An 11615-nucleotide genomic window follows, 5' to 3' on the forward strand; every position below is an offset into this window, starting at 1 on the left:
AAAAACCCTAGCTGTTTTGCTAGGGCTTTTAGAATCATGACTCTTTGTAGGCAGGGACATCATATAATAATGTATATTGAGTCAATCGGCTATAGATTTGTGACATTCGAGCCGTCTGCTTTACAGCCCATCCAATATCAGTAGCATATTGATGAGAGGCATATCCGTATAAGGCCATATGATTAGGATTCCAACGCATTTTATACAGAGTATCCTGTCCAGCATTGATATAAGATTTAGCGACAAAAGCGGCTCCCCCAATTATGGCTTTCTCAACTGTTGTCCATCCTTGTTCATAGGCATATTTAGCTCCGCCATTGATTGGATCAGAATCATAGGCCCCTATTCCATACATATTATAGACAGTAGTCCCATTATAGCTGATTCCTTTGGCAAGGGTACTTGTCCCATTTCCAGTTTCCAGGAGAGCGTGGCTGATTAGGTATACTTCATTAATATTGTAGGTAGATGCTGCTTGAATGAAGCTTGAGGCCTTTCCAGTTAGAGCGCCTTTCCCACTAAGAATATTGGCATTTAATTCAGTGGCATTTGTTCCGGCTGGTGCGGATAAGATCAAAAACTGATAGTATTCGGTGCTGCCGGGAGAAAAGCTGGATGGATCTAAATATTTCTTTACCTGTTCAGCAGTGGCGCTTACCCAGGCCTTTGGGTTGCCGCCTTGCAGGAAGGAAGAATACAAGGGTGAATCCGTCATTGGCCGCATCTTCATCTGATAGTTCACCGCTTGGTCTAAGGTCAATCCATAGCTGGTTGTTATCTTCTTGCTTATATCACTTCGTTTAATATAGCCTGTTTGATAACTGCCATCAGCTTTCACTTTGACAATATACCAGTTCTCACTGAATACGCGATATTTAAGGATGGTATTTTTCGCATAGGTTCTCCAAGAGCTGGCTGTTGTTGTCGGTGCTTTATACACTTTAGTAGGACTTGTTTGGGCAAGGCCTGTTTGCTCAGTGTTTTCTTCCGATACTTGTTCAATGTGGCTTTTCAGTATGTAGCCGGTTTGTTTTTCACCGTCAATATATATGGTGACACGGTACCAAGAGTTTGTATAGCTGTATACCTTTAAGATTGAGCCGGCTGAATAAGTCTTCAAGGCTTTAGCGCTAGTACCCGCATAAGCATAGACATTTGTCGGGCTTTTGAGGGCGATGCCTTGCTCAGCTTTGCTTGCTGGGTTTGGCAGCTCAACCGATGTCTTTGGAAGATAGGCTGTTTGATAGTCTCCATCGATCTTTACTGTTGCTTTGTACCAGCTGCTTGTGTACGTATAAAGCTTTAAAATATAGCCTTCCTTGTATGATTTGACTGTCTTTGCATTAGTTGAAGGCTTTTCATACATAACTGTCGGGTTTAGTTTGGCGACAGCCTCGACTTGTACAGGATTTGTCGTAATGGTTTCGACAGCACTCTTTTGAATATAGACGATTTGCCATATGTCATTGACTTTTACCTTTGCCTCGTACCAGGAGGTAGAATAGTCATAGAATTTCAGCGTGGTGCCAGCAGAGTAGCTTTTAACGACCTGTGAGCTTGTTGATGGCGAAGCATAGGTTTTGGTCGGGGATTGAATGGCAATACCGCTTAATGCTTCTCCTGTCAGCTTTGGGGCTGGCTCGCTTATGGGGGCTTTTGGTTCGTCCGTTAGAATAGCTTGCTCCTGTTCAGCTGCCTCCGTTTCATTTGGCAGAGTAGCTTGTTCCTGCTCGGCTGCCTCCATTTCATCCACGATTACTTCAGCTTGCTCGTCCTCTACTGGTGTTTCCGTATCACTTGCTGCTTCAGTATTCGCCGTATCCTCCTCGCTTGATAGATCTTCTACTTTCACATAACCTTCCCAGATTTCGCTTCCGTCAGCTGAAATCGTCTGGACATGAAGATACTCATCAAATTTCTCGAGAAGGGTGACATCTGCTTCATTCTCCAGCTGAGTCAACACAGGGCTGTCACTTTCTGTGCTCTCATATAAATCAATGGCTTCCCCGTCTTTGGAAATCAGTACTGCTGTAGTTGCTTCCTCTATAACCTCTGAGTCCGAAGCGAATGAAACTGCCGGTAAGGTTGAAAGGAGGAGCATGGCAATGATCATAAAGGTTGTGAATTTCTTTGCTGTCAACATGATTTCTCCTCTATTAATTTTTTAAAATATCATTTTTTGAAATTATTAAGGCCTCCTTTTCTAAAATTAAACATATGTATTCTAACAGTTTTATGCCGGAATTGACGGATTTGTCTAGATTTGTAACGAATCTTTAAGAATTGATGAATATCCTTCCATATTTATATATCAAAATAATATAAACAAAAATCATACAAATTACCATATTTTTACGCTATAGTAGATATATAGGATTATGAAAAGGAAGTGAGCAAGTGGCAGAAAACGTATTGGAAGTGAAATCACTAACAAAAAGGATCAGGCAGACGGCGATTGTAGATGATGTGAGCTTTGAAGTGAAACGCGGGGAGATTTTCGGATTATTAGGCCCGAATGGGGCGGGGAAAACAACAATCATCCGAATGATTGCAAGCTTGATCAACCGTACGGATGGCAGGGTTCTCATTAACGGTCATGATCTCGATCAGGACTTTGAGGGAGCCATGAGCAATCTTGGAGCGATTGTGGAGAATCCAGAGTTTTATAAGTACATGAGCGGGCGGAAGAATTTGATTCATTATGCGCGTATGGCGGCAAATCCGATTCCTCCCGAGAGACTGGATGAGGTAGCGGAGCTCGTGAAGCTGGACCATGCGATTGAGAAGAAGGTTAAGACATACTCACTCGGGATGCGCCAGCGTCTTGGGGTGGCACAGGCTATTCTGCATAAGCCGGCGCTCTTGATTCTTGATGAGCCGACCAATGGTCTTGACCCACAAGGGATTAAAGAGTTCCGCATGTATTTGCGCGAGCTGGCTGATGAAGGGATTGGGGTTCTTGTTTCCTCCCATTTACTTGCTGAAATGCAGCTTATGTGTGACCGGTTCGCTGTCATTGAGAAGGGTAAGCTTATACATATCGAGAATAATCAGATGCAGGGCGAGGAAGAGGAGTTCAGGGAGATTGTCTTTGCCGTGAAGGATGTTCTTGCTGCAGCCAAGGTTGTTCGTGAGGCATATCCAGAGGCGGCCATCCTAAAGCAGGACGTACAAATGATCACGATTAGGACAACGAAGGAACAGTCAGCTGAAATTGTCCGTGCCTTCGTACAGGCGAATGTCGATGTTTATGAGATGAGTGTCGTCAAAAAATCCTTGGAGGACCGCTTCTTTGAGATTACGAAGCAGGAGGTGGGCGTATGATCAAGCTTATACGCAATGAATGGATGAAACTATTCTCTAAAGTATCGACTTATATTTTCATCGGAATCATGGTTGTAGGGATTATCGGTGCTGGCTTTGCCGCGAATTTCTTTAATTCAATGATCGAAGCGGATGTGAAGGAAGCGAAACAAACGATCGCCGATCCAAATGCATCTGAGGATGATAGGGCCTACGCGGCAACTGTACTTGCTGACAGTGATTCGAATATGACGAATGCCGTCTGGGATTTCATGGCTGATTGGGCATTGGGGCTTGTCTCCTTCATCACGCTGTGTTCGGTCATTGTCTGCAGCGGGATGGTAGCATCGGAATTCTCGGATGGAACCATCAAGCAGCTGCTGATACGGCCGTATAAGCGCTGGAAGATTCTTCTGTCAAAATATATCACTTCACTTATCTTTGCAGGTGTATTATTGGTTACCTTGCTTATATCAGGATATTTGGTCGGTTTGTTATTCTTTGGGAATGGGTCCTTCACGGCGAAGATTCCAGACCCATCCTTTTCTGGAGATATGATTGAGGTAGGCAGCTATTTAGTGGATATGCTCCTTTACTGGCTGCCAGGTTTCTTGATGATCACCACTATTGCGTTTATGCTGAGCACGCTTTTCAAGACGACATCCATCGCAGTAGGTGTATCCGTATTTATCCTGTTTGCTTCATCTACATTAAACTTCCTTATCTTGAATCTAGTTGACCGTTATAGCTGGATGAAGTTTATTCTGTTCCCGCATATAGACCTGCGCAATCTCTTCTTGCTTGGTTACGGCTATGAAGGAGCAGCGCTTGGCTTTTCGCTCGGCTTGCTTGCCGTCTATTATGTCATTTTTATTGCAATCACGTTTTTTGTCTTCCGGAAGAGAGATGTCGCTATTTGATGTTTAAGAGGTCTAGGGTAACTCCCTGGGCTTTTTTTATTGTCTGACTTTTGTATCTTTCTAGGCTTTCATTGTTTCCATTCCTGTTTTCATATAAAATGGATATGCTTTGAAGAATTGGACGTATGGAGGGCAAGAAGAATTGTGAAAAAGAAAAGAAACAGCAGGATCAAGCATCCTCTTTTAAATGCCATAATGGATTATGTATATGTACTTATCGGGTCTGCGATTGTCGCTATTTCCTTTAATATCTTCCTCTTGCCGACGAAAGTGGCATCCGGCGGCGTGAGCGGGATTAGTACGATTACGTATAATTTGTTCGGATGGGAACCAGCCTTTGTGCAATGGTCATTCAATATTCCGCTCTTTATCGCTGGTGTGCTGCTTCTTGGAACGCACTTCGGCATTAAAACGGCTGTTGGAACCATCTTCTTCCCGTTTGTCGTTTTCTTAACAAACGGGTGGTCGCCGGCAACAACAGATCCGCTGCTTGGCGCTCTTTTCGGAGGGATTGGCGTCGGGCTTGGTCTTGGAATTGTCTTCCTAGGAAAGGCTTCAACTGGCGGTACGGATTTGGCGGCGCAAATTATTCATAAATACACGGGGATCTCACTTGGGATGTGTGTCGCCATGATTGACGGCTTAATTGTACTTGCGGCTGCGCTTGTATTTGATATCGAGCAGGGCTTATATGCCTTGATTGGCTTGTTCGTCACAAGCAAAACAATCGATCTTGTTCAAGTCGGCATACAGCGATCAAAAACTGTTATGATCATTACGAGCTGTGAGGCAGAGGTCAGAAAGGCCATCTTGGAGGAAGTGGATCGTGGTGTTACAAGGCTGACAGCTCAAGGCGGCTATACAGAAAGTGATCGTCCTGTCCTCATGTGCGTGATTGATCAATCAGAATTCACGAAGCTGCGTCAGGTGGTGCAGTCGATTGACAGGCATGCGTTTGTCGTCGTTATGGAAGCGGCTGAGGTGCTTGGTGAAGGCTTCAAGAAAGACTGAGTGAATCTTTTCTTTGCTATTTGAGAGAATAGTTGTTAAGATAGGGTCTGGTCAAAGGATTCAAGTAGAATGACAGGCAATATGCTTGTATAGATAGAGAGTGACAAGAAGAAACCGGGGAGATGATATTAGTCTAACCGGTTTTTTGTTACTGTTTTAACCGGAATAAAAGGAGCTTATGGACTATTATCGGAGCGGTCAAAAAGGCATAGGAGATGTAGAAGTGGAATTAACCTTCTTTTGACAAAAAAGGTTAATGTAGATGAAATATAAATGTAATATAACAGTGGTATTTCTGACATTTTGTGATGTTATAATATAACATGACAAAAGACGGATAAATTTATCAAAAAACGACAAACGTCGATAAACACATATAGATTTAAGTACAACATGAAGGTGGAAAAAAGGTGAAAACGACATGATAGAAATGATTAATGTTCAAAAGACATACCCGAATGGCGTTTCAGCAGTAAAAGGCCTGAATGTAAAGATACAATCGGGAGAGTTTGTCTATGTAGTAGGACCAAGCGGCGCAGGTAAATCGACATTTATTAAGATGATGTATAGAGAAGAAAAGCCGACAAGCGGGACCATCACGATTAACGGACGGAATATTGCCAATATCAAGGATCGAAAAGTACCGCTTTTGCGCAGGGATATCGGCGTAATCTTCCAAGACTTCAAGCTCTTGAATAATTTGACCGTTTTTGAGAATATTGCCTTTGCGCTTGAAGTAACAGAGGAAAGACCACAAGTCATCAAGACGAAGGTCATGGACGTGCTTGAGCTCGTCGGCCTTAAACATAAAGTAAGAATGCTACCGACCGAGCTATCCGGCGGAGAGCAGCAAAGGGTTGCCATTGCCCGTTCCATCGTGCGTTCACCGAAGCTTGTGATTGCAGATGAACCGACAGGGAACCTGGACCCGGAAACTTCCTGGGAAATCATGAAGATATTCGAAGAAATCAACAGCCTCGGTACAACTGTTATCATGGCGACTCACAACAAAGAGATTGTTAATACGCTTCAGCATCGAGTCATTGCCATTGAAGGCGGCTTGATCGTGCGGGATGAACAGAAGGGAGAATACGGTTATGAATTATAGAACCTTCTTCCGCCATGTGAAGGAAAGCTTTAAAAGTCTAGGTCGTAACGGCTGGATGACATTCGCATCCGTCAGTGCCGTTACTGTAACCCTATCATTGGTCGGAGTGTTTGTCGTTCTGATGATGAACTTGAATAACTTTGCTACCAATGTAGAGAGTGATGTAGAAGTTCGCGTGCATATTGACCGTACAGCAACAGAAGAACAGTCAACTGCACTGAAATCCAGCTTAGAAAGCCTGAACCAGGTTGATAGTGTCACTTTATCTCCTAAAGAAGAAGAATTGACAAGTATCATTAACAGCATGGGTGATGATGGGAAAGCCTTCGAGCTGTTTGAACAAGATAATCCATTAAATGATGTTTATGTCGTCAAGACAAAAACACCTCAGGATGTCGTGGTCGTTGCACAAGAGGCTGAAAAAATGAATGCCGTCGAAAAAGTAGTATATGGACAGAATTATGTAGAGAAGCTGTTTAATATCGTCAGCGTTTCAAGAAACGTAGGAATTGTCCTGATTGTTGCTTTGTTATTCACAGCGATGTTCCTTATCTCGAATACGATTAAAGTAACTATTTTCGCTAGACGCCGCGAAATTGAGATTATGCGTCTCGTCGGTGCGACTAACGGGTTTATCCGCTGGCCGTTCTTCCTTGAAGGGTTATGGCTGGGCGTACTCGGATCGATTATCCCGATTGCCCTCATCGCATTTGGATACAAGTATTTGTATGATCACCTCAGTCCGTCCATGACGATTGATTTCATGCAGATGCTGTCCTATAACCCATTCATTCTTCAAGTATCAGGTCTGCTCGTCCTGTTTGGAGCCTTGATCGGTATATGGGGAAGCTTAATGTCCATCCGTAAATTCTTGAAAGCTTAACAAACAAGGGGCCCCTTTTCTAAAAAGGGGCCATACATACATAAAAAAGAAATCGCTATTGTTGGAAGGGAAAGGGGAAAGTCACGTGAAGAAAACCATAGTCGCAATCACCGCGTTTGCGCTGTGTATGGCAGGAACGACTGCCGGGGGTAGTGTACAAGCTGAATCCATTGGTTCACTGCAGGAGAAAAAGAATACAATTGAGAAGAAGAAGTCCTCGGTTGAATCGAATATTTCCGAAACGGATAAGCAAATCTCTGATATCGAAGGTCAACGTGCCTCATTAGAAGCAGAGTTGAAAAAGGTAGAAAAATCAATCGCTGAGACAGAAGAAAAGATTGCTCAAAAGGATCAAGAAATCAAATCCACTGAAAATAAGATTGATAGTCTGAAAGAAGACATTAAAGAAACAGAGGAAAGAATCGCAAATCGGAATGAGATTTTGAAGGAGCGTGCGCGTTCTTATCAGCAAAATGGTCTGAGCTCAAGCTATCTAGAGGTTCTCCTAGGTGCAAACAGTTTTGGGGAGTTTGTAGAGAGAATTGGTGCAGTAACGACAATCATGAATGCAGATAAAGAAATCATTGCTGAGCAGGAAGCTGATAAAGCTCGTCTAGAGGAGCAGAAGGCAGAGGTAGAAAAGAAGCTTGCCAGCTTAAATGACATGAAGAAAGAGCTCGTTAAGATGAAGGAAAAGCTTGACGGGAAGAAGGTTGAAAAGAATCAGCTGATGGCTGCGCTGAAATCAGAGCAGGCTCAGCTTGAAGAAGAGAAGCTTTCTCTTGAGGAAGAGAAGGAGCTCTTGGCTAATCAAGAGTCAGCTGTGAAGAAGGCCATCGCAGCTGAGGAAAAACGCCAGGCAGCGGCTGCTGCAGCCTCTAAAGCAAGCAACAGTTCATCAAGTTCTTCTGGCGGTGCGGTATCTGCTGCACCTGCTGTGACATCAGGCAAGTTCATGCGTCCAGCAGCCGGGTATGTATCTTCCCATTATGGCGCTCGGTGGGGACGAAACCACAATGGGATTGATATTGCGAAGTCGGGTACAGTACCGGTTGTCGCATCAGCAGCTGGAGTTGTCTCTCGTGCAAACTTCTCAAGCTCTTACGGTAATGTCATCTATATCTCCCACTATATAGATGGACAAGTCTATACCACTGTATACGCTCACTTGCGTTCGATGAATGTTTCCGCCGGACAATCTGTCCAAAAGGGACAGCAGATTGGATTAATGGGGAATACAGGTAATTCCTTTGGCCAGCATTTACACTTTGAATTGTATGTAGGCGGCTGGACCGCATCCCATTCGAACGCCGTGAACCCACTAAGTTATTTAAGCGGAATGTAATACACACAAGGCGCAGTTCGACAGAGGACTGTGCCTTTTCTTTTATGAGTTATGGTATAAATTTTCAGATAAACTACGAATGTTGTCGAACGATGGGTAAATTTGATGGTCGAATTGTGTACACAAGCGTTCAATAAACTGTTAAAATTTGTATCAAATAGTCTATTATTACTGGGTGGGATGTCGTTTGGAGAGTGTGGTTTTTAAAGATTATATGATCAAGGACGATCGTCAATTCAACCAATTTCTTTTAGGAAAAATGAACCTCTTTGATGCGTCCCGAATCAATTCTAACTCAATTTTATCCTCATTGAATGAGCTCTACCGCAATGATTACGAGAAACAAAAATATTTCCTGCAGGATTACTACTTCAATTACTTAGACTCCATAAAATCAAACATTCTCATGGAATATTATTTAATGCAAGGTGATATAGAAGAGCTCGAGACTCTCATGGAAATTGAGAGGGAACGGGGAAGCAAGGACATGCAGACATGGATTACCATTTATCAAATCCTCCTCAAGAACCAAAAGGGAGAATTGTCTGGCACGGACTTGATTGACGAAATCTTCAAGGTCAAGAATACAAATAGCGAGTCGCTCATATTCTCGCTTATTGTCCATTTATACGGAATCCAGGAAACAGGTTTATTCGAGCCGTTTCACAAGGTTCTTACAGTCGTAGCCCCGATGGTGGAGCTGATGGATAATGAATATTTGCGGGAAGCTTACAAAATTCGACTCATGGAAATGGAAGCAACCACCTACTTATACATGAATGAAATTGAGCAATGCCGCTCAAAATGCTTAGAGGTCATTAAGCGCAGCGAGCTGCAGTTCTATTTCCCGATTGTGTATGCTAATTTCTTTCATATACTCGGTCAAACCTATATGTTTGAGAATTTCGAGGTAGCGAAATATTGGGTCGAGCAATCCCGTAACGCCTTATTGCAGCTATCTGGCAATCGGGCTATGGATAGAACCCAGTATACGGTTAACACACTTGATTTTCTGCATTCCTTTTGGGGTATTGATATACATACGGAACCAACAGATGAGGCAGAAAGGGCCCACCGGCTGATTGTCCAAGGCCGAGTCGATGAAGCCGTTGACATTCTTGAAGGCTTAAAGAAAAAGAGGGGATACTTAACATCCTATCAATTATTCTATTACGGACTGGCAATGAATGATGACAGCATGCTGAATGTAGCCCGGGATGTATTCACCTCTAATTCCAATTACTTTTATCTTCAATTATTGAGCACAGAGAATTTACACAAATATAAAAAAAAAACAAATTAGGAGGATGAAGCATTGAAAAAATTAGCAGGCATTTTTATTGTTGTTCTAACATTGGTGACAGCAACGGCAGGCGGAACCCTATTAGCCTTTGACCCAGGTCCAATCGCCCCAGGCGGCAGCTCAGCTATTGACCGCTGATTTATTCAGCATAAGCAGGACAGGCACCGCATAGGAATAAGCATGGCACATTTACATGTGTCATGCTTATTTTGTTTTTGGCTGAAAGGCAGGCGGCAGCGATTGGAGAATAAATGGTTCTGGCCCTTTGTGACTGCAGTGGTTCTGTTGATTTGCACCACTGCCGGCTCTTGGTGGAGATATGAATATAGGCAGGAGAGCGAAGGAAGCCGTGCAAAGGAACAAGAAATGAAGGATTGGAGTCAATTTGAAAAGGTTCACCAAGCATTTGATATTATTGCCGAGAATTATGTGGAGCAGGTGGACGAGAAGGAGCTGACGGAAGGGGCAATCAAAGGCATGCTGGGTGAGTTGAAGGACCCGTATTCTGTCTATATGGATGCAGAAACAACCTCTCAGTTCCAGCAAACATTGGATTCCAGTTTTCAAGGAATCGGGGCTGAGATTCATTTTCTGGATGGCAAATTCGTGATTGTCTCGCCATTTAAGCACTCTCCAGCAGAAAAGGCCGGTATTAAGCCGGGAGATGTGATCATTCGTGTGGACGAGCAGAAAACAGAAGGGCTTGAGCTTTATGATGTTGTTTCCTTAATCAGGGGCAAGGTCGGGACAGAAGTAGAGGTAGAAATCATGCGTGAGGGCAATAGTCATCCCATCCGCTTCTCGGTCAAGCGTGCAGAAATTCCGCTCGAGACCGTTCATCGCTCCATGAAGAAGCTGAATGGTAAATCGATAGGCTATCTTCAGATTACCTCCTTCAGTGAGCATACAGCTGCAGACTTCGTTAAAGAGCTCTCTTCACTTGAAGACAGTCAAATGGATGGATTGCTCATTGATGTACGGGGAAATCCGGGAGGTCTACTGACAAGTGTCGAGGAAATCCTGAAGCCGTTCATTACCGAAAAGAAGCCATATATCCAGATTGAAGAACGAAATGGCAAGAAAAATCAATATTTCTCCTATACAGACAAGCGAAAGTCTTACCCGATTGCTGTATTGATCGATGAGGGCAGCGCCTCTGCTGCAGAAATTTTTGCGGCAGCGATGAATGAATCAGAGGGATACCCGCTGATTGGCGAGAAAACCTTTGGAAAGGGCACGGTGCAAAAGCCTGTTGACTTAGGGGATGGAAGTACAATCAAGCTCACCTTCTATAAATGGCTTACGCCAAGCGGAACATGGATTCACAAAAAAGGCATCCAGCCTACAATCGAGGTCAGTCAGAAGGATTACTTCAGCTTAGAGCCATTGGCCATTGAAAAGCCTCTTGAGAAGGACATGAACAATAAACAAGTTACAATCCTGCAAAAAATGCTTGAAGGCGCCGGATATGAACCGGGGCGGACGGACGGCTATTACAGTGCGAAAACCGTGAAGGCAGTTGAAGCCTTCCAGCGAATGCATCAAATGCGTGCAACCGGGATAGCCGATAAGGGAACCGTCAGCAGCCTGCAAGAGGAAATCATCCAGCTGATGAATGAAGACAAAAATGATTTACAGCTGCAGGCTGGGTTGAGATGGCTTGAACAGCAATAGGAGGAGGACAGCGCATAGGGGGCGCTGTCTTTTTTGTGTGGGCTGGGAAGGAGGTAGGGAGGAGCTCA

At 43.8% G+C, this 11615-nt stretch carries 10 protein-coding genes; 9 read left to right on the forward strand and 1 reads right to left on the reverse strand.

Annotated features, from left to right (window positions below):
* Positions 1-34: 34 nt before the first annotated feature.
* On the reverse strand, positions 35-2143 hold the full coding sequence (locus tag ACI35L_RS05120) for a glucosaminidase domain-containing protein (RefSeq protein ID WP_439802375.1): 2109 nt from the start codon (positions 2141-2143) through the stop codon (positions 35-37).
* A 254-nt stretch (positions 2144-2397) separates the two neighbouring features.
* Here ACI35L_RS05120 and ACI35L_RS05125 point away from each other — a divergent pair, with 254 nt between their 5' ends.
* The 9 genes from ACI35L_RS05125 to ACI35L_RS05165 all read left to right on the forward strand — a co-directional run bounded on the left by ACI35L_RS05125 (position 2398) and on the right by ACI35L_RS05165 (position 11547).
* Positions 2398-3324, forward strand: a complete 927-nt coding sequence (locus ACI35L_RS05125; RefSeq protein WP_439802376.1) for an ABC transporter ATP-binding protein — start codon at positions 2398-2400, stop codon at positions 3322-3324.
* Positions 3321-4223, forward strand: a complete 903-nt coding sequence (locus ACI35L_RS05130) for an ABC transporter permease (protein ID WP_439802377.1) — start codon at positions 3321-3323, stop codon at positions 4221-4223. Before ACI35L_RS05125 ends, ACI35L_RS05130 begins: the two co-directional genes overlap by 4 nt.
* Positions 4224-4418: 195 nt before the next feature.
* On the forward strand, positions 4419-5234 hold the full coding sequence (locus ACI35L_RS05135; RefSeq protein WP_049672723.1) for a YitT family protein: 816 nt from the start codon (positions 4419-4421) through the stop codon (positions 5232-5234).
* 421 nt (positions 5235-5655) lie between these two features.
* Positions 5656-6342 carry a cell division ATP-binding protein FtsE gene (gene ftsE, locus ACI35L_RS05140; RefSeq protein WP_049669441.1) on the forward strand — a complete coding sequence of 229 codons (687 nt, stop codon included), beginning with the start codon at positions 5656-5658 and terminating at the stop codon, positions 6340-6342.
* Entirely contained in the window at positions 6332-7225 is an 894-nt protein-coding gene (gene ftsX / locus ACI35L_RS05145; RefSeq protein WP_439802378.1) for a permease-like cell division protein FtsX, read from the forward strand. The genes ftsE and ftsX overlap by 11 nt, the downstream gene beginning before the upstream one ends.
* Before the next feature lie 85 nt (positions 7226-7310).
* Positions 7311-8570 carry a murein hydrolase activator EnvC family protein gene (locus ACI35L_RS05150; protein ID WP_439802379.1) on the forward strand — a complete coding sequence of 420 codons (1260 nt, stop codon included), beginning with the start codon at positions 7311-7313 and terminating at the stop codon, positions 8568-8570.
* 196 nt (positions 8571-8766) lie between these two features.
* On the forward strand, positions 8767-9873 hold the full coding sequence (locus ACI35L_RS05155; protein ID WP_439802381.1) for an AimR family lysis-lysogeny pheromone receptor: 1107 nt from the start codon (positions 8767-8769) through the stop codon (positions 9871-9873).
* A gap of 12 nt (positions 9874-9885) precedes the next feature.
* Positions 9886-10011 carry a hypothetical protein gene (locus ACI35L_RS05160; protein WP_269431768.1) on the forward strand — a complete coding sequence of 42 codons (126 nt, stop codon included), beginning with the start codon at positions 9886-9888 and terminating at the stop codon, positions 10009-10011.
* A 102-nt stretch (positions 10012-10113) separates the two neighbouring features.
* A complete protein-coding gene (locus ACI35L_RS05165) occupies positions 10114-11547 on the forward strand; it encodes a S41 family peptidase (RefSeq protein WP_053103700.1) in 1434 nt (477 codons plus the stop codon).
* Positions 11548-11615: the final 68 nt, after the last annotated feature.

It is taken from the genome of Pradoshia sp., from assembly GCF_051873915.1.
Classification (GTDB): domain Bacteria; phylum Bacillota; class Bacilli; order Bacillales; family Pradoshiaceae; genus Pradoshia.